Here is an 18,043-nt window from a genome sequence, read left to right on the forward strand (position 1 = left end):
AGGGTGGGCAAAGCGGAGCGCGCCCACCACTTCTGTCGTCGGCCAAAAGATGGTGGGCACGGCGCAAGTGCGCCTTTGCCCACCCTACGGTCCCTGCCCGCGGAGAAAAACCGTCCGCGCCTGTCGGAACGCGCGTCCTTCATCCGTCCTATGCCCAGACAGCACGGAGACACCGCATGGCCAACCTCACCCTCACCACCTTCGATTGGGTTCCCGAGATGCCGCGGGGTTTCGTGCGCGACCTTCGTGTGCGCTGGGCGCTGGAAGAAGCCGCGCTGCCCTACCGCGTCGCGAGCGTGCCGTTTGGCCCGCGGGACGCCGCGCATTTCGCGCACCAGCCGTTCGGCCAGGTGCCGTGGCTGACCGACGGCGACCTCTCGATCTTCGAGAGCGGCGCGATCCTGCTGCATCTGGGCGAACTCAGCGACAGGCTGATGCCCACCGATCCGCGCGGTCGCAGCGAGGCAAAGGAGTGGGTGTTCGCGGCGCTCAATTCGGTGGAGATGCCTGCCCTGCCCTGGACGATGTTCAAGTTCACCGGCAGCGACGATGGCTCACCTGCCGTGAAGTTCGTCGACGACTTCCTAAAACTCAGGCTCAAGCACATGGAGACGGTGCTGGCCGGCCGCGAATGGCTGGCGGGGTCTTTCTCCGTCGCCGACATCCTGATGTCGGACGTGCTGCGCGTCGTCGACAAGTTCGACGGCCTGGCGGACAGTCCTGCCTGCCGCGACTACGTCGCACGCGCCACGGGCCGTCCGGCGTTCGCAAAAGCCCACGCCGATCAGATGACGCATTTCGCTGCGGCGGATGCCAAACGTAGGGCGGATTAGCGCAAGCGCAATCCGCCAGCGCATGCTTCAACAAGGATGGTGGGTTACGCCGCGCGAACTGCGCTTCGCGCAGTCGCGGGGCTAACCCACCCTACGAATTTCGCCTCACACCAATTTCAGCGGCGTGTCCTCAACCACGCGAAGGTCGATCCTGCCGATCAGTTGCGCGCGAAGCGCCTCCGCAGCACCGATGGCGCTCTCGGTTTGCTGCAGCGTGCTGATGTTCGAACCGAGCGACACAATCCCACCCAGCACCAGGGCGATCGATCCGAGCGCCGCGGTCAGACCTGTCCCGAACAACCCAAGGATCGTGATCAACAACAGCGCGCCGCCGCCGCCAATCGCGATTTTGGATGCTAGAATGTACTTCCGGCATCGCTCGGCGATCTCGGCCAGCCGCTCGATCCGCGCCTCAATGTCTGAAATCTCGTCGGTCGGATCGTCTTCGGTCATCAGCGACATGCGGCACTTGGGTTAAAAACCCGGATTTCGCTACGCTCCATCCGGGCTACGAGGCCTCACAACGGCAAATTGTCGTGCTTCTTCGCCGGCGTCTCCACCTTCTTGTCCTTCAGCATCGCCAGCGCCCGGGCGATCCGCTTGCGCGTCGAGTGCGGCATGATGACGTCGTCGATGTAGCCACGCTCGGCGGCGATGAAGGGGGACAGGAAGCGGTCTTCGTATTCCTTGGTGCGCGCCGCGATCTTGTCGGGGTCGCCGATGTCAGCGCGGAAGATGATCTCGACCGCGCCCTTGGCGCCCATCACGGCGATCTGGGCGGTCGGCCAGGCGTAGTTCATGTCGGCGCCGATTTCCTTGGAGGCCATGACGTCGAAGGCGCCGCCATAGGCCTTGCGGGTGATGATGGTGACCAGCGGCACCGTGCACTGCGAATACGCGAACAGCAGTTTTGCGCCGTGCTTGATCAGGCCGCCATATTCCTGCGCGGTGCCCGGCAGGAAGCCCGGCACGTCGACGAAGGTGACGATCGGGATGTTGAAGGCGTCGCAGAAACGGACGAAGCGCGCGGCCTTGCGCGAGGCGTCGGAGTCGAGCACGCCGGCCAGCACCATCGGCTGGTTGGCGACGAAGCCGACGGTGCGGCCGGCGATGCGGCCAAAGCCGGTGACGATGTTCTTGGCGAAGGCATCTGCGATCTCGAAGAAATCGCCCTCGTCCACGACCTTCAGGATCAGCTCCTTCATGTCATATGGCTTGTTCGGATTGTCGGGGATCAGCGTGTCCAAGGACATGTCGACCCGGCCGATGTCGTCAAAGCTCGGCCATTCCGGCACGCCGTCGGTGTTGTTGGACGGCAGGAAGTCGATCAGGCGCCGCATCTGCAAGAGCGTCTCGACGTCGTTCTCGAAGGCGCCGTCGGCGATCGAGGAGCGCGTGGCGTGCACCGAGGCACCGCCGAGCTCTTCGGCCGTGACGACCTCGTTGGTGACGGTCTTCACCACGTCGGGGCCGGTGACGAACATGTAGCTGGTGTTCTTCACCATGAAGATGAAGTCGGTCATGGCAGGCGAATATACGTCGCCGCCGGCGCAGGGCCCCATGATGACGGAGATCTGCGGGATCACGCCCGAGGCGAGCACGTTGCGGCGGAACACATAGGAATAGCCGGCGAGCGCGGCGACGCCCTCCTGGATGCGGGCGCCGCCCGCGTCATAGAGGCCGATGATGGGCGCCCGCGCCTTCATCGCCATGTCCTGAAGTTTTGTGATCTTCAGCGCGTGCGTTTCGGAGAGCGAGCCGCCGAACACCGTGAAGTCTTTCGCGAAGACAAACGTCTTGCGGCCGTTGACAGTGCCCCAGCCGGTGACGACGCCATCGCCGGGGATCTTGTTCTTCTCCATGCCGAACTCGGTGGAGCGGTGCTCGACGAACATGTCGAACTCCTCGAACGATCCCTTGTCGAGCAGGAGCTCGATGCGCTCGCGCGCGGTCAGCTTGCCGCGGGCGTGCTGCGCCTCGATGCGCTTCTCCCCGCCGCCGAGCTTTGCGCCGGCGCGACGATCTTCAAGGGCGTCCAGGATATTCTTCATTTGCTCCCGCCAGTTCTTAGCCTAAATGCGATTGCCGGGGGTTCTAACACGGCATTTTGCGGGCCGGGAAGCCGCTTTCGGCGCCGCAGGGCTGCCTTGCCGCAGCGGGAAAGCGCAAGGAATTACAGAGTTTTGCCTGGGAGACGACAATGGATGAGGTAACGGCCGAGACGGGCGCGGCGACCGGCGGCGTCAAGATCCTGCTGCGGCTGGAAGGCCTGACCCTGTTCACGGGGATGGTGATGCTCTACGCCTCCTGGGGCGGCTCGTGGCTGGTGTTCGCCCTGCTCTTCTTCGTCCCCGATCTGAGCTTCCTGGCGTACCTCGCCGACGCCAGATTCGGGGCGCTGGTCTACAATGCCGCCCACAGCTACATGGCGCCGGTGGCGCTGCTGACGCTGGGCTTCGGCTTCGCCTCGCCGCTCACGCTGTCCATCGCCATGATCTGGCTCGCCCATATCGGCATCGACCGGGCGCTCGGCTACGGCCTGAAATATTCGGCCGGGTTCGGCTTCACCCATCTCGGGCGGATCGGCCGCCAGAAAGACGCCTGAGGGGATTGCCGTCGTTTTGTCGGCCCCCACCGGTTGACCGGGCCGGCCGATTCAGGCTTGCTCCCTTCACGATCAGGCGCCGAATGTTGCGTGAGCTCAGTCGGTACGGCGGCGGTCACCACGTCTGGCTGCAAGCATCACCCATGTCCGCCACGGTCGTCCCCCTGCCGCCGAACAGCCCGTCCGAAACCACCGACTTCCTGCGGCGGATGGCCAGCATGGTGTCGGGGCGCAACGGCGAGATGCTGCTGCGCGCGGCCGCGCTGATCGAATCGCTCAAGCAACGGGCGATGTCCGCCGAACGGCTGTTTCACGAGCAACAGGAAGAGACCAAGCGCCTTGTAGAGCTGCGCGAGACGACCGCGCTCGCCTCAAGCACCATGGTCAGCCAGATCGCGGCGCTGGGGACCCAGCTCGCCGAGGTGACCGCGGCCGCGGCAGCCGAGCGCGCCGCGTTCGACGCCGAACGCGGCAAGCTGCTCGGCCTGATGCAGGATGCGGAAAGCCATATCGGCAAGCTCACCACCGAGCTCGACGGCTTGCGCGCCTCCGTCGACAGCTTCAACGACACCGCGGTCTCGGTGCCGCTCGAGGTGCTGCGTCTGGCACGGGTGCAGTTCGATGTCCTCTCCGCCGGCTTTGCCCGCAAGGGCGACGTGATCTCGGAAGCGATGAGCGAGATCGGCGGCTTTGCGATCGACCAGGCGCTGATGGCGAAGAAGGCGGATAAGACCTGAGGTCGTCGCGCATCAAATTGACAGTGCGCAGGTCCGTTGTTCTACTCCATGAAAATCATGGGGGAGGATCACGATGCCGACGGCATTCCGCGTCGCTATGGCGCTCTGCATTTCAACACTGCTCGCCGGCATTGGCGCCAACGCGCAATCCCTGCCGAAGGAAGTCGCCACTCGCGCCGAGATCTATCCGATCCCCTCGCTCACCCTCTCCGACCAGCAATTCCTCAGCGGCGATGCGGCGGCCGGCAAGCCGGTGACGGTCGCCGGCGAATTCCGCGTCGCCCAGGGCACCGGCAAGCTTCCCGTCGTGGTGCTGATGCACGGCTCGAGCGGCGTCGGCGCCACGACCGAGGCCTGGGTGCACGCTTTCAACGCCATGGGCATCTCGACCTTCGTGATCGACGGTTTTACCGGCCGCGGGCTGACGGTGGTGGGGCCGAACCAGGCCCTGCTCGGCCGGCTCAACCTGATCGTCGACATCTACCGCTCACTGGAGATTCTTGCGAAGCATCCCCGCGTCGATCCTGACCGCATCGTGCTGATGGGCTTCTCGCGCGGCGGACAGGCGACGCTCTATGCGAGCCTCGATCGCTTCAACAAGCTCTGGAACAAGTCCGGCGTGCAGTTCGCGGCTTACATTCCCTTCTATCCGGATTGCTCGACGACGTATCAAAGCGACGGCGACGTCGCCGCACGCCCGATCCGCATCTTCCATGGCACGCCCGACGACTACAATCCCGTGACGAGCTGCAAGGCGTTCGTCGGACGGCTCAAGACGGCCGGGCGCGATGTGGTGCTGACCGAATACCCCGACAGCGCGCACGGCTTCGACAGCGGCCTGCTCGGCGTCAGCGCCGTTGCGGTGTCGGCCAACGCGCAGACCGTGCGCAACTGCCGTATCAAGGAAGGCGACGGCGGCGTGCTGATGAACGGCGATACCAACGCGCCGTTCACCTACAAGGATTCCTGCGTCGAGCTCAACCCACATGTCGGCGGCAACCCCACAACCGCCGCCGAGTCGCGCAAGGCGGTGGTGGAGTTTTTGCAGGCGCTGTTCAAGTTGGGGTGAGACTGTCCGCCCCGCACGCGCTGCCGTAGGGTGGGCAAAGCGAAAGCGTGCCCACCAACTAGATGATGGTGGGCACGGCGCTATGCGCCTTTGCCCACCCTACGGCATCGCAATTTTGTCGCGGGCTCCTCGCGCCTCCTACGGCTCGCCCGGCTTGAACGGCTCCTGCTTGTCCGGCGGCACCGTCTCTTCCGCCATGGCCAGCAGCATCGCGACCATCACGTAATTGCCGGCAACCGCGGTGAGATCGACGATCTGCTGATCGTTGAACACCTTCTTCGCCCGCGTGTAGGTCTCGTCAGAAACTTTCTTGGTCGTCGTGATCTCGGTGACGAAGTCGTAGACCACGGCCTCGTCATCGGCCATTTTCGACGGCCGCTTGTTGGCCTTCAGCTCCGCGATGATATCCGCCGACAGGCCGGCCTTGGCCGCCAGCGGCGCATGCGCGAACCATTCCACCTGCGAGCGCCACTGCCGCCCGATGATCAGGATCGCGAACTCATTCAGCTTGGTCGGGACCGAGGTCTCCCAGCGCAGATAGTAGAACAGGTCGAACAGTCGCTGGCCGAGCGCCGGGCTGCGGATCATCGGATTGTAGGGCCCGCCGATGCCGACGCTCGACACCTTCATGATCTGCTCGCCGAGCGGCTTCTGCTTGGCGTCGAGCTGGTCCATGGTGAGCTGCGGAAAGCGCGGCTCCTTGCTGGTGGCGGGTGCGGCAAACATCGTGGCTGCGAGCCAGCCGCCGGCGGCGGCCAACGTGAGCGACGACAGCCAGAGTGGCGTTGACTTCATTTTATCCTCCCGACCTTTTCTTTTGTTTGGTCGGAAGGATGCTAGCAGGTTCGTACGCGCCAGCTAGATCGCGCCGATCTCGGCAAGGCAGGCTTGCGTCAACGGCATGCGCTCGCCGACGAGACGCGGCTCCTTGCAGTCCATGTTGAGCGCGAACACGGTGTGCGCCTCGCCCTTCTCGGCCCAGCCGACCATCCAGCCAAGCGACGGCTCGCCGCGCTCGGCGCCGAGCAAGCCGGATTTGGCGCGGATGACGCTGTCGCCGACCTTGGTCACCGGCAGGATGTCGGCGACGAGGTCCTGGCTGCGCTTGCTGATCGGCAGCGCGCGGCGGCGCAGCCGATCGACGAAATCGATCTGCTCGACCGGGTCGATGCGCAAATTGCCGGTGAGCCAGAACTGGTCGATGCCGCCGCCGATATCGCGATTGCCGTAGTCGAACATGTCGACATACTTTTGCATCCGCTCTTGCCCGATCCGGCGCGCGATCTCCTGATAGACCGGCACGGCGCTGACCGCGATGGCGCTGCGCATCGTGTGGTCCTTGTTCCAGGCCTCGATCGGCCGCTTCACGCCGTCCCAGGGGAACACGTCCTTGTCGGGATCGGTGACCACGCCGGTCTCCAGCGCAATCAGCGAGTTCGGGATCTTGAAGGTCGAGGCCGGCAGCTTCGCTTCGCCCGAGCGCTCCTTGTCGCTGGCGACGATCAGATAGTCCTCGACCTTGTAGCCGACGAAGGTGCCCGCCGTGCCGAGATCGGTGAAGCGCTTTGCCAGGCTGTCGCGGATCTCGTTGCGCGGCGGCGCGACATGCGCGAACGCACGCTGCGGCATGGTGGCAGCTGCGGCGAGAAGGCCAAGCGTGGAGCGGCGGGTCAGCAAGAGCGGTATCCGTTGGGCAATGAAGATGGCCGCGACCATGCAGCTGCTATCGTGGTGAAACGATGACAGGTTATTTGTTGAGCATGATCTTGTCGGAAAACCGCTGCACACTTTTCCGGATCATGCTCTACCGCCCCCGGCCCGACAGCCGCAACACGAACACCAGCACTTCGGCGACGGCCTTGTAGAGGTCGGGCGGAATCTCCTCGCCGAGTTCGACCTTGGACAGCGCGCCGGCCAAGATCTCGTTCTCCTCGATCGGGATGTCGTTGGCTTTGGCGATCTCGACGATCTTTTCGCCGATCGTGCCCTTGCCCTTGGCGACGACGACGGGCGCGTTGCTGCCCTTCTCGTAGTGCAGCGCAATTGCGAGCTTGGATGGATCGCTCATGTGGCGCGATCCAGGAAGTGGCCGGCGCGGGCCGGCGCCGGCTGCGGCGGCGTGCCGTCGCGCACCAGGATGTCGCCGGGCTTGAGCTCGGCGCGCGTCAGGGCCTGATTGAGCTCGCCGATGCCGGCGCGGAGCTGCTGCGCGGTCGCGGGCCGCTCCGCCCACATCCGCACAAAGGTCTTGTCGCCGTTGAGCGTGATCAGCGCATGCACGGGGCCGGCCGGCTCGACATTGAGCGTGAAGCGCGCGCGCCAGGCGCGCTTGGCGGGATCAGAGGACTCATTGCCGCCATCGCGCGAGATCTCGAATTGCGCCATCGCGGTGCCCTGCGGCGTCGCAAAGGGAATCTCGAAATTCCATTGCGGCGCGGTCGGGTCGATGCGATGGCCGGAGGCATCGGTGCGATCAGGCAGCGAAGCGACCTGGAGCAGCGTTTGACGCGCGATCGCGGCATCGGTGTCGTCGAGTAGACGGTGCACCGTTGCGGAGAGCGGCGTATCCGGCGCGAGCGATGGAGAGGCGATCCCCTGCGGCGCCGGCAGCGCGCCGCGGAACGGCGGCGGTGTCGCGCGCGCCGCGGCCTCGAAGAGATGGCCGTCGGGCACGGCCTTGTTGGAGCCGGGCACGTTGCCGATCAGGCGCGGCAGGTTTTGCGTAACCTCCTGAAGGAGGGCCGCGGCAAGGCCGGCGGACATGGTTCGCGGCATCGCGGCCTGCGGAGCGCCGCCGGCGATGTCGGCGAGCACAGCGGCCGCGAGATGGGCGCTGCGCGGCATCTGCGGCTGTTGGGTCATATCGAGCTCGGTCGACGGCGACGCAGCCTGAGCCGGCACGGCGGCGACCTGCGATGTCCCCGCCGTAGCGATCGCGGCGCCTTGCGCCTGTGGCGCGGCGGTCTCGAGCGTGGCCAATGTCTGGCGCAGCACCAGCAGCGCGGCCTTCAGGTCCGGCATTGTGCCGGAGGACGGCGTTGCGCCTGCGGCCAATGACGCCTCGAGAAACAGGCCGGACTTCTGGAAGGCGGATTCGATATCACCGCCGTCGAGGGCGGTGTTGAGCGGCGTCTGCTGCGCCAGCACGTCCAGCACCGCCTGCTTCAGTCCGGCCGGCAGATCGCTGCCGGTGACGACGGAGGCGAGATTGGCGAACAGCGGCGCCTGACTGCCCTGTTTTGTCGCCGCCTCGGCCGAAGCCACGGTGACGGCGACCTGCTCCAACGGCGTCAGCGTGTTGCGTGCGGTGGTCGCAGATGGCGCCAGCGACGGGCTGTCCACGAGTGACACCGCCCGCGGCGTCAGCGTGATCTGATCGGCCGTCGCCTCGCCTGCCCCGTTCATGATGGCGAGCCTGATGTTGCCGTCGTTCTGCGACACTGCGAGCTGGAGATTTTGCCCCGGTGTCAGCGACACCTCGGACATCACATCCATCGACAGATTGGCGATCGCGATCCGCACCAGATTGTCGGCCATCACGCTGACGACCCTTGCGTCCACGACGCTGCCGGCCTGGAGCACAAGATCGGGCGTCGCCGCATCAGCCACAGGGCTGGCGGCACTGACGGGAACGATCGAGCTTATCGGCGTCGGCATCTGAAGGGGCCCTGGGAACGCTGGCCCCACCCTAAGGCCCCGTCGTAAACCTCTCGTTAAGGACCTTTGTCCGCTTGCGGCTTCACGGCCGCCAAAACCGCCACGGCGGCCTGAAAATCCTTCAGGCGGGCGGCGCGGCGGGCAGCCGCCTCCTCGTCCACGCCCCATTTCTCGGCGTTCCAGTCCTCGTCGACATGGGCGGCGGCCCAGACCTGGCCGGCATCGCGCACGCCATGGGCGAGCGCCAGCGCCAGCAGCGCAGAACCGGTCAGGGTCGTGACCACGTGGAGCGCCGCGATCGACCAGGGATCACCGGGCAGCGCGGCGCGGGCGGCCTGAACGGCCTCGTCCGGCTGCTTCACATGCATGATGCCCTCGGACAGGATGAAATGCGCGCCCAGCGTCTCCGCGGCCCAGAACAGCACGGGGTCCCAATGCGTGGCCTCGCGGGCGACCAGCCCTTCGGGGTGGCCGGCGCGATAGAACAGCAGATCGGTCTCGAAGTATTTTGCAAGGTCGTCGCTGACGAGCTCGACGCGATCGATGACACCCTCGACGACGCTGTTGGCGATCCGCGTCAGCGGCATCGTCACGGGATCGATCGTCTCGCCCTGAGCCGCCCATTCCGCGGCCACGGCATCGGCCAGCGCGCGCGACGGGATCACCACCTGGCGGGCCGATGGCGTCCGGATCGGCCTGCCGTCCAGCGTGATGGCGAAGCCGCCCTCGGCCTCGGCCACGCCCGCCTCCTTGTAGAAGCGCTTGCGCCGCGGCGTACGCGCGGCCTGGCGCACCGCCTCCTGCGGATCGAGCGGGGACCGCCCCGCAACCTCATCGAACAATTCGCGCATCTCGTTTCGGCCCCGGTCTCTGAATGCTAGGCTTGTAAGCCAAGACTGGCGGCTGATAAAGCGAGCGGCAAGACATGAGGGAACTTGCGGGCATTGTGGCCCTGCTCGCCGGGCTCTGGCTGGCCGCGGCGGACGCCGGTTTCCGCACCCCGGAATCGCTGGTCCGCAATGTCTACGCGCACTACGGCGAAGGCGCGCCGGAGCTGTCAAAAGGCCTGCCGCGCGATGCCGCCTCCGCCCGGCAATTGTTCGACCCCAGCCTGCGCAGGGCCTGGAGCGCGCCGAGGGTCGAGCCCTACGACTTCCTGGTGCAGAGCCCGAACTGGAAGCTCGGCCCGGTCGCGATCGCGGTCGTTCGCAGGCAATACGACAAGACCTATGTCGCGGCGAATTTCGACAATCGCGGGCGGAAGGTCACGCTGAACTTCGTCCTGGTCAACGGACCCGAAGGCTGGCTGATCACCGATGTCGAGAGCCCGCATGACAGTCTGCGGATGTTTCTGGAGCAGTTTCGGAAGTGAGGGGGCCAGTCGCCACTGCCTCAACACCGTCATTGCGAGCGCAGCAAAGCAATCCAGACTATATCCGCAGAAGCATTCTGGATTGCTTCGTCGCTTCGCTCCTCGCAATGACGGGGCTGGTAGCGAGGCCCCAATCCCTACTCTTCCGGCGCGTTCTCGATCGGATCAAACCGGCTCGCATCGAGCCCGAGCAGATTCCACGACTGCTGCATGTGCGGCGGCAATGGCGCGGTGGCGTCGATCACGCCGCCGCGGGGATGCGGAATGACGATGCGGCGCGCAAGCAGATGCAACCGGTTTTGCAGGCCGCCCGGCAGCTGCCAGTTCTCGATGTTGAAATATTTGGGATCGCCGACGATGGGGTGGCCGATATGCTCCATGTGGGCGCGCAGCTGATGGGTGCGGCCGGTCACGGGCTTGAGCGACACCCAGGTCAGCTTGTTGCCGGCGGTCTCTACCACCGCATAATACGTCACCGCGTGGCTGGCACCTTCGTCGCCATGCTGGGCGATGCGCATGATGGTGTCGTCCTCGCTCTCTTCCTTCGCGAGGAAGGTCGAGATGCGGCCCTGCTTCGGCTTCGGCAGACCCGGCACCAGCGCCCAATAGGTCTTTCGCGCGGACCGCGAGCGAAAGGCGCCGGTCAGATGCGAGGCGGCAAATCGCGTCTTGGCGATCAGCAGGCAGCCCGAGGTCTCCCGGTCGATGCGGTGCACGAGGCGCGGCTTCTGGCCCTTGGAATCACGCATCACCTCCAGCATCTGGTCGATGTGCCGTGTCATGCCCGAGCCGCCCTGCACGGCGAGGCCCAACGGCTTGTTCAGCACGAGAACGTCGTCGTCCTCGTAGATCGTCATCTCCTTCAGCGCGGCAAGCGTTTTTTGCGCAGCTTCCGACAGTGGGCTGGCCGCCTTCGGCGTGTCGAGCTTCAGCGGCGGAATGCGGACGCTCTGGCCCTCCTCCAGGCGGTCCTTGCTGTCGACGCGCTTGCCGTCGACCCGCAACTCGCCTTTGCGGACGACGCGCTGGATGTGGGAGAACGACAGGCCGGGAAAGCGCGCTTCCAGGAAACGATCGACGCGCATGTTGTTTTCATCAGCCGTCACCTTGACGGTCTGCACCTTCGTCGGCAGCAGCGCCTCGACGGGCTTTGCCGGCGCAGACGCTTCGGGCGCAGCCTTGGGCGGCCGCCGCTCGGCACGCTCCGCCGCAAAGCGCGGCGGCTTCGCACCCGGCTTGGCACCCGGACGCGGTCCCGCCTTCTTGGCGGTGCGCGCCTTGAACGGACGCGAATCGTCGCGCTCGTCACGCGAACGGGGCTTTGGGTTCATTCTCTTGATGCGGCGACTCATGGTTGCCTGCCTACCCTAAAAGCCGGCTGCCGTCACGGCGAAATGGCCGTTTCTAGCGAGAGCCTCCCCGCTCCTTCCGGAGCTTCGCCCAGTAATCCAGCCGTTTGCGGATCTCGCGCTCGAAGCCGCGCTCGGGCGGGTCGTAGAAGGTCTGGCGGCCCAGGAGTTCCGGGAAATAGTCCTGGCCGGAGAAGGCGTCGGGGGTGTCGTGGTCGTATTCGTAGGCCGCGCCGTAGCCTTCGGACTTCATCAGCTTGGTCGGGGAATTGAGGATGTGCTTTGGCGGTAGCAGAGAGCCGGCCTGTTTTGCGACCTGCATCGCGGCCTTGAAAGCCGTGTAGACGGCATTCGATTTCGGCGCGGTGGCGAGATAGACGACGGCTTGCGCGATCGCGAGCTCGCCCTCGGGATGGCCGAGGAAGTCGAAGGCGTCCTTGGCCGCGTTGGCAATGACGAGCGCCTGCGGATCGGCAAGGCCGATGTCCTCGACCGCCATGCGTACGACGCGGCGGGCCAGGAACAGCGGGTCCTCGCCGGCATCGAGCATGCGCGCGAGGTAATACAGCGCGGCGTCGGGGTCGGAGCCCCGCACCGACTTATGCAGCGCCGAGATCAGGTTGTAGTGACCGTCGGCCGACTTGTCGTAGATCGGTGCGCGGCGCTGCAGGATCTCCTGCACCTGCGCCGCGTTGAAAATCTCGTCCGCCCGCGCCGAACGCCAGACCTCCTCGACCAGCGTCAGCGATGCCCGGCCGTCGCCGTCGGCCATGCGCACCAGCACGGCGCGCGCCTCGTCATCGAGCGGCAGCTTGCGGCCTTCGACCTCTTCGGCATGCGCGAACAGTTTTTCGATCGCGGCGGCATCGAGCGAGCGAAACACCAGCACGCGCGCACGAGAGAGCAACGCCGCGTTGAGCTCGAAGGACGGGTTTTCGGTGGTCGCGCCGACCATCACGACGGTGCCGTCCTCCATCACCGGCAGAAACGAATCCTGCTGGGCGCGATTGAAGCGATGCACCTCGTCGACGAACAGCAGCGTGCCCTTGCCCATCTCACGGCGGGCGCGTGCGGCGTCAAACGCCTTCTTCAGATCGGCGACGCCGGAGAACACCGCGGAGATCTGCTCGAAATGCAGATCGGTCGCATCCGCCAGCAGCCGCGCCACCGTGGTCTTGCCGGTGCCGGGCGGGCCCCAGAACACCAGCGAGCCGAGCGTGCGCGTCTCCAGCATGCGCGTCAGCGCACCGTCGGGACCGAGGATATGGTCCTGGCCAACGACCTCCGACAGCGCACGCGGGCGCAGCCGATCCGGCAGCGGATGCGGAGCCTCGTGGTCGAGCCCCGCCGCGGCGAAGAGAGTTGGCGTCTCCTGTGGTCGCTTCGGGCTCATCCGCCCAGCGTGACGTTGATCTGCTGGCCGCCACGCACCAGCGTGATGCGCCAGATCCGCGGCCGTTCGCCCGCCGCCTTTTCGAGGTCGGCGGTCCTGCCGATCTTCTGGTTGTTGACGGCGAGGATGATGTCGCCCTTCTGGAAGCCGACACTCGCAGCCGCGCTGTCGCCGCCGAGATCGGTGATCACGACGCCTTCGGTGTCGGCGTCCAGATGCAGCTCGTCGGCAACCGCCGGCGTGATGGACGAGACCTTCGCGCCCTGGAACGGCGAGCGCGCGGTGACGACGAGTTCGTTGCGGCCGGAGTCCGGTGCGGTCTCGAGCGCGATCGTGACCTTGAGCGGCTTGCCGCCGCGCTGCACGTCGATCTGCGCCGTGCCGCCGAGCGGACGCGTGGCGAAACGGTAATCGAAGGCGTTGGGATCATCCACGGTCTGGCCGTCGATCCCGGTGATGAGGTCGGAGGATTTCAGGCCGGCCTTGGCCGCGGGGCCGGTCGAGACCACGCTTGCGACCAGCGCGCCGGTCGGCGAACGCAGGCCGAGGCTCTCGGCGATCTCGGGCGTCACCGCCTGCAATTTTGCCCCTAACCACGGCCGCTTCACCGCCTTGCCGCCGCTCTTGGCGGAGGCCACGACGACGCGCACCATGTTGGCGGGGATCGCAAAGCCGATGCCTTGCGAGCCGCCGGAGCGCGAATAGATCGCGGTATTGATGCCGGCGAGCTTTCCGCTCATGTCGACCAGCGCGCCGCCGGAATTGCCGGGATTGATGGCCGCATCGGTCTGGATGAAGAACTGGTAGTCGGTGATGCCGACCTGGGTGCGCGCGAGCGCCGAGATGATGCCGTGGGTCACGGTCTGGCCGACGCCGAAGGGATTGCCGATCGCGAGCACGACGTCGCCAACCAGCAGTTCGTCGGAATTGGTGAAGTCGAGGGTCGGAAACTTTTCCTTGGTGTCCTTCAGGCGCAGCACGGCGAGATCGGTGCGCGGATCCTTCAGCAGGATCTCGGCCTCGAATTCCCGCTTGTCCGACAGCGATACTTTCACCTGGTCCGCGCCCTCGATGACGTGGACGTTGGTGACGACGAGGCCGGAGGCATCGACGATGACACCGGAGCCGAGCGAGCGCTGCATCTGCTCGGGCTGCTGGCCCGGCACGCCGAAGAAGCGGCGGAAGATCGGGTCGTCCAGCAGCGGATTGCGGTTCTGCACCACCTTGGCGGCGTAGACGTTGACGACGGCTGGCTGCACCCGCTGCACGATCGGCGCATAGGACAGCCGCAGCTCGGCGGGCGAGGACGGTGCACGACGGTCCTGCGCGGCGGCCGGATTGAGGTGGGCTGAAAACGCTATGCACAATGCCGTGATGACGGCGGTCCGGGTCGATCGAAACATTCCTACCTCTCGGAAAAGACGCCGGAATATAGGCGCGTTCGCCCGCCAATAGAAGGGCGCCAGGGGGCATTATTCAGCCGCCTTTCCGGTGTGTCCGCCTTGCAAGTCCCGCATGCGAAATGACAATTTACCTGGGCGGTGGATTGGCATGATGCGCGTCATCCACCATTGTGGTGTCGAGCGGATTCGGTTGCGGCGAATTGGCATCAGTGGGAACCGCGCAACCGGGCGCAGCGTCGCGGGGCAGTCATCGATCATACCTAGGCTCTCCCGTTGCGACTTGGGGAAGTTCGTCAAACGATGGAGTCATGATGTGAGCAGGACAAGACTTGCAGCCACCGCGATTGGTCTCGCCGGTGCGCTGGCGGCCTCGCAGGCCCAGGCCCAAACGGCAAGCAGCAGCGATCAGGAGATCGCTCTGCTGAAGCAGCAATTGAAGATGCTGGAGCAGAAGCTCGACAAGCTCCAGAGCCAGACCGCCGCCAACACGGCGGCCACGGCGAAGGCCAAAGCCGAAGCAAAGGCGGAGGCCAAGGCCGAAGCGCGCTCGGAGGCGAAGGCGGTCGTGGCCAATGCCAGCGCGGCGATCCCGCTCAAGGGACCGGCGCCCGCGTCCGGCGCCGTCGTGACGATGCCGAACAACCGGCCGACCATCTGCACCGCCGACGGGGCGAACTGCGTCGCGATCACCGGTCGCGTGCACTACGATATGGGCGGCTATGACTATCGTCCCAACACGGCGGCAACTGTGCCGCAAAAACTGGACAGCGGCGAAAACGTGCGTCGCGCGCGCATCGGTGTCGTCGGGAAATTCCTCGAAGACTGGAATTTCGCGCTGATCTACGATTTCGGGGGCTCGTCCGACGGATTTGGCGGCACGGGCGCCGCCGGCGCGACCCCTGTCGGCTTCCTGCCGGGCGGAGGCACCTCCGGCATCGAGAATGCTTGGGTGAGCTACACGGGGCTGAAGCCGTTCGGCGGCAAGATGGCAATCGAAGCCGGCATCATGGACCTTGCCTGGACCCTGGATGAATCCACGAGTTCCAACGACATTGCGTTCATGGAACGCGCCTCGGTCGGCATCATCGCGCAAAATATCGCCGCCGGCGACTTCCGTTCCGCCGCCGGTGCCCGCTGGTACAATGACGTGTTCTGGGCCGGCGCTTACGTGACCGGCCCGACCTCGGGTGCCATTCACTCGGCCTCGAGCGTGTCACCTCCCGGGACCAGCGAGCAATACGGCGCGACCGCCCGCGTTGCGGGTCAGGTCGTGAGCGGCAACGACTACTCGGTGCATCTCGGCGCCGACGCGGAATGGCTGATCCAGCCGCCGCGCAATCTGCTCGCGAACACGCAAACGCTCACGCTCAGCGATCGTCCCGAGCTGCGCATCGATCCCACGACGCTGATCTCGACCGGAGCGATTGCAAATGTGTCGGGCGCGCAGGTCTATGGCGTGGAAGCCGCGGCCACCTATGGACCGCTCTGGGTCCAGGGCGAATACTACTGGTTCAACATCGATCGCGGTGCGAACACCGCGGTGGCGCCCATCGGTACGTCGAGCCTGAAATTCCAGGGGGGCTACGCACAGGCGGCCTATGTCCTGACCGGTGAATCGCGCAAGTACAATCCGAGCAACGCGGCCTATGGCGGCGTCAAGCCGAACAATCCGTTCTCGATCAACGGCGGCGGCTGGGGTGCCTGGGAGATCGCCGGTCGCTACTCGACCGTGGATCTGAACGATCAGTTGGCGACCGCCGCCGGCATCGCCGGCGGGCGGCAAACCGTCTACACGCTGGCGCTCAACTGGTACGTCAACGGCAATGTGCGCTTCATGCTCGACTATCTGCATGGCACGGTGTCGAAGCAGGCCTCGGCGGTGTCGGCGGCGGACACTGGCTCGAAGTTCGATGCGGTCGCGTTGCGCACGCAGTTTGCGTTCTGATGCAATCTCTTCCGGGAGCGGCACGGTCCGCTCCCGGAGAGTTACGCTGCGCGCTTCGGCTTCTTGACCGGCTCCGCTTCGGGCGGCGGCGCGCATGACAGCCGTTGCTGATGGCTTTCGCCCCAGGCCTTCAGGATGTCGATCACCGGCCGCAGGCTCTCGCCAAGCTCGGAGAGGCAATACTCCACGCGCGGCGGCACCTCGGCGTAGACCTTGCGGATGACGAGCTTGTCCTCCTCCAGCGCGCGAAGCTGCTTTGTCAGCATGCGCTGGGTGATGCCGGGCATCCGGCGGCGCAGTTCGCCGAAGCGCTGGGTGTCGTCCTGGAGGTGGTAGAGGATCACGCCCTTCCACTTGCCGTCGATCAGGTCCAGCGTCGCCTCGACCGAGCAGCCGGGACGCCGGGTAAAATCTCGCCGCTTCATGCGTGTTTTCCCAATAGTATCCAAACAGGGACTATATCCCCGAATTTACAGTACTTGCCAAATCGGGGCTAGCGGGACAGTTAGCGGGCCAGGCGCAGATCACAAGCTACGCGCCATTTGATGGAGACAAGCCATGAAGGCCGTCGGCTACAAAAAATCGCTTCCGATCGAGGATCAGGACGCGCTGATCGATTTCGAGACCGCAAAGCCCGAGCCCAAGGGGCGCGATATCCGCGTCGCCGTGAAGGCCATCTCGGCGAACCCGGTCGATTACAAGGTACGCAAGCGTGCCGCCCCGCCCGAGGGCGAGACGAAGATTCTTGGCTATGACGCGGCCGGAATCGTCGATGCCGTGGGTCCGGACGTCATGCTGTTCAAGCCGGGCGACGAGGTGTTTTACGCCGGCTCGATCCTGCGCCAGGGCACCAATTCCGAATTCCACCTGGTCGACGAGCGCATCGTCGGCAACAAGCCGAAGAGCCTGTCGTTCGCGCAAGGAGCAGCCCTTCCCCTCACCTCCATCACCGCCTGGGAACTGCTGTTCGACCGGCTCGGCGCGGTGCCGGGCAAGAGCGTCGATCCGCGCACGCTGCTGATCACGGGCGGCGCCGGCGGCGTCGGCTCGATCCTGATCCAGCTTGCGCGCCGCCTCACGGGCCTCACGGTGCTCGCCACGGCGACGCGGCCGGAATCGCAAAAATGGTGCCTCGATCTCGGCGCGCATGCGGTGATCGACCACGGCAAGCCGATGAAGGAGCAGATCGAGAGCTTGAGGCTGCCGCCGGTCGCGCTGGTAGCGAGCCTTACCTTCACCGACCAGCACTACAAGGCGATCGCCGAGTTCATGGCGCCGCAGGGTCGGTTCGGCCTGATCGACGATCCCCCGGAGTTCACCGTGAGCACCTTCAAGGGCAAGGCGATCTCGGTACACTGGGAATCGATGTTCACGCGCTCCTCTTTCCAGACGCCCGACATGATCGCGCAGCATCATCTGCTCAACGACGTCTCCGACCTCATCGACAAGGGCGTGCTGCGCACCACGCTCGACCAGACCTTTGGCACGATCAACGCAGCCAACCTCAAGCGCGCGCATGCGCTGCTCGAAAGCGGCAAGTCGCGCGGCAAGATCGTGCTCGAGGGGTGGTAGCAGTCACAACGTTGGGGCGTAGCTGCGTAGGGTGGGCAAAGGCGCGCTCGCGCCGTGCCCACCATCTCGCAACGGGTGTGACAAAAGTGGTGGGCACGCTTCCGCCTT

At 65.6% G+C, this 18,043-nt stretch carries 18 protein-coding genes; 7 read left to right on the forward strand and 11 right to left on the reverse strand.

The features are described from left to right. The first annotated feature begins 176 nt into the window (after positions 1 to 176). Positions 177 to 833, forward strand: a complete 657-nt coding sequence (locus AB7535_RS19505) for a glutathione S-transferase family protein (protein WP_354115489.1) — start codon at positions 177 to 179, stop codon at positions 831 to 833. A 105-nt stretch (positions 834 to 938) separates the two neighbouring features. Here the strand turns inward: AB7535_RS19505 and AB7535_RS19510 are convergent, their stop codons facing one another. Beyond that, the gene (locus AB7535_RS19510; protein ID WP_085405578.1) at positions 939 to 1,286 is read right to left on the reverse strand and encodes a hypothetical protein; all 348 of its coding nucleotides are present in this window, start codon (positions 1,284 to 1,286) and stop codon (positions 939 to 941) included. Positions 1,287 to 1,351: 65 nt separating this feature from the next. Next, positions 1,352 to 2,884 (reverse strand): acyl-CoA carboxylase subunit beta, encoded by a 1,533-nt coding sequence (locus tag AB7535_RS19515; protein ID WP_038943754.1) that lies wholly within the window; start codon positions 2,882 to 2,884, stop codon positions 1,352 to 1,354. A gap of 149 nt (positions 2,885 to 3,033) precedes the next feature. Here AB7535_RS19515 and AB7535_RS19520 point away from each other — a divergent pair, with 149 nt between their 5' ends. From AB7535_RS19520 to AB7535_RS19530, 3 genes are all read left to right on the forward strand, one after another. Beyond that, positions 3,034 to 3,438 (forward strand): DUF4260 domain-containing protein, encoded by a 405-nt coding sequence (locus tag AB7535_RS19520; protein ID WP_085405473.1) that lies wholly within the window; start codon positions 3,034 to 3,036, stop codon positions 3,436 to 3,438. Positions 3,439 to 3,581: 143 nt separating this feature from the next. Further along, a complete protein-coding gene (locus AB7535_RS19525) occupies positions 3,582 to 4,175 on the forward strand; it encodes a hypothetical protein (RefSeq protein WP_085405577.1) in 594 nt (197 codons plus the stop codon). 73 nt (positions 4,176 to 4,248) lie between these two features. Beyond that, the gene (locus tag AB7535_RS19530) at positions 4,249 to 5,244 is read left to right on the forward strand and encodes a dienelactone hydrolase family protein (RefSeq protein ID WP_085405472.1); all 996 of its coding nucleotides are present in this window, start codon (positions 4,249 to 4,251) and stop codon (positions 5,242 to 5,244) included. Between the two features lie 138 nt (positions 5,245 to 5,382). On the opposite strand, the gene AB7535_RS19535 is transcribed toward AB7535_RS19530, so the two are convergent. From AB7535_RS19535 to AB7535_RS19555, 5 genes are all read right to left on the reverse strand, one after another. Further along, a complete protein-coding gene (locus AB7535_RS19535) occupies positions 5,383 to 6,039 on the reverse strand; it encodes a carboxymuconolactone decarboxylase family protein (protein ID WP_085405471.1) in 657 nt (218 codons plus the stop codon). Positions 6,040 to 6,102: 63 nt separating this feature from the next. Beyond that, positions 6,103 to 6,960 (reverse strand): class D beta-lactamase, encoded by an 858-nt coding sequence (gene blaOXA, locus AB7535_RS19540; protein ID WP_434057414.1) that lies wholly within the window; start codon positions 6,958 to 6,960, stop codon positions 6,103 to 6,105. Between the two features lie 88 nt (positions 6,961 to 7,048). Then, positions 7,049 to 7,312, reverse strand: a complete 264-nt coding sequence (locus AB7535_RS19545; protein WP_028151179.1) for an EscU/YscU/HrcU family type III secretion system export apparatus switch protein — start codon at positions 7,310 to 7,312, stop codon at positions 7,049 to 7,051. After that, positions 7,309 to 8,901 (reverse strand): flagellar hook-length control protein FliK, encoded by a 1,593-nt coding sequence (fliK, locus tag AB7535_RS19550; protein ID WP_085405470.1) that lies wholly within the window; start codon positions 8,899 to 8,901, stop codon positions 7,309 to 7,311. Before fliK ends, AB7535_RS19545 begins: the two co-directional genes overlap by 4 nt. Positions 8,902 to 8,957: 56 nt before the next feature. Further along, positions 8,958 to 9,752, reverse strand: coding sequence for an ATP12 family chaperone protein (locus AB7535_RS19555; protein ID WP_085405469.1), 795 nt, complete (start codon positions 9,750 to 9,752; stop codon positions 8,958 to 8,960). A gap of 74 nt (positions 9,753 to 9,826) precedes the next feature. Between AB7535_RS19555 and AB7535_RS19560 the strand changes: the two genes are divergently transcribed. Next, positions 9,827 to 10,273 carry a hypothetical protein gene (locus AB7535_RS19560; protein ID WP_085405468.1) on the forward strand — a complete coding sequence of 149 codons (447 nt, stop codon included), beginning with the start codon at positions 9,827 to 9,829 and terminating at the stop codon, positions 10,271 to 10,273. A gap of 137 nt (positions 10,274 to 10,410) precedes the next feature. Here the strand turns inward: AB7535_RS19560 and AB7535_RS19565 are convergent, their stop codons facing one another. Genes AB7535_RS19565 through AB7535_RS19575 form a run of 3 tightly spaced genes read right to left on the reverse strand, consistent with a single transcriptional unit; the run spans position 10,411 to position 14,418 of the window. Further along, positions 10,411 to 11,625, reverse strand: a complete 1,215-nt coding sequence (locus tag AB7535_RS19565; RefSeq protein ID WP_085405467.1) for an RluA family pseudouridine synthase — start codon at positions 11,623 to 11,625, stop codon at positions 10,411 to 10,413. Between the two features lie 52 nt (positions 11,626 to 11,677). Beyond that, on the reverse strand, positions 11,678 to 13,015 hold the full coding sequence (locus AB7535_RS19570; RefSeq protein WP_085405466.1) for a replication-associated recombination protein A: 1,338 nt from the start codon (positions 13,013 to 13,015) through the stop codon (positions 11,678 to 11,680). After that, the gene (locus tag AB7535_RS19575; RefSeq protein ID WP_085405465.1) at positions 13,012 to 14,418 is read right to left on the reverse strand and encodes a DegQ family serine endoprotease; all 1,407 of its coding nucleotides are present in this window, start codon (positions 14,416 to 14,418) and stop codon (positions 13,012 to 13,014) included. The genes AB7535_RS19570 and AB7535_RS19575 overlap by 4 nt, the downstream gene beginning before the upstream one ends. 313 nt (positions 14,419 to 14,731) lie before the next feature. On the opposite strand from AB7535_RS19575, the gene AB7535_RS19580 reads away from it, so the two are divergent. After that, positions 14,732 to 16,363 (forward strand): OprO/OprP family phosphate-selective porin, encoded by a 1,632-nt coding sequence (locus tag AB7535_RS19580; RefSeq protein ID WP_085405464.1) that lies wholly within the window; start codon positions 14,732 to 14,734, stop codon positions 16,361 to 16,363. Positions 16,364 to 16,404: 41 nt separating this feature from the next. Here AB7535_RS19580 and AB7535_RS19585 read toward each other — a convergent pair whose 3' ends face one another. Further along, positions 16,405 to 16,788: a winged helix-turn-helix transcriptional regulator gene (locus AB7535_RS19585; RefSeq protein ID WP_085405463.1), complete on the reverse strand. Its 384-nt coding sequence runs from the start codon at positions 16,786 to 16,788 to the stop codon at positions 16,405 to 16,407. Positions 16,789 to 16,921: 133 nt separating this feature from the next. Here AB7535_RS19585 and AB7535_RS19590 point away from each other — a divergent pair, with 133 nt between their 5' ends. Further along, on the forward strand, positions 16,922 to 17,935 hold the full coding sequence (locus AB7535_RS19590) for a zinc-binding alcohol dehydrogenase family protein (RefSeq protein ID WP_085405462.1): 1,014 nt from the start codon (positions 16,922 to 16,924) through the stop codon (positions 17,933 to 17,935). The last annotated feature ends 108 nt before the right edge of the window (positions 17,936 to 18,043 follow it).

Origin of the sequence: Bradyrhizobium sp. 956_D2_N1_4, from assembly GCF_052076025.1 — a bacterium.
Classification (GTDB): Bacteria; Pseudomonadota; Alphaproteobacteria; order Rhizobiales; family Xanthobacteraceae; genus Bradyrhizobium; species Bradyrhizobium barranii.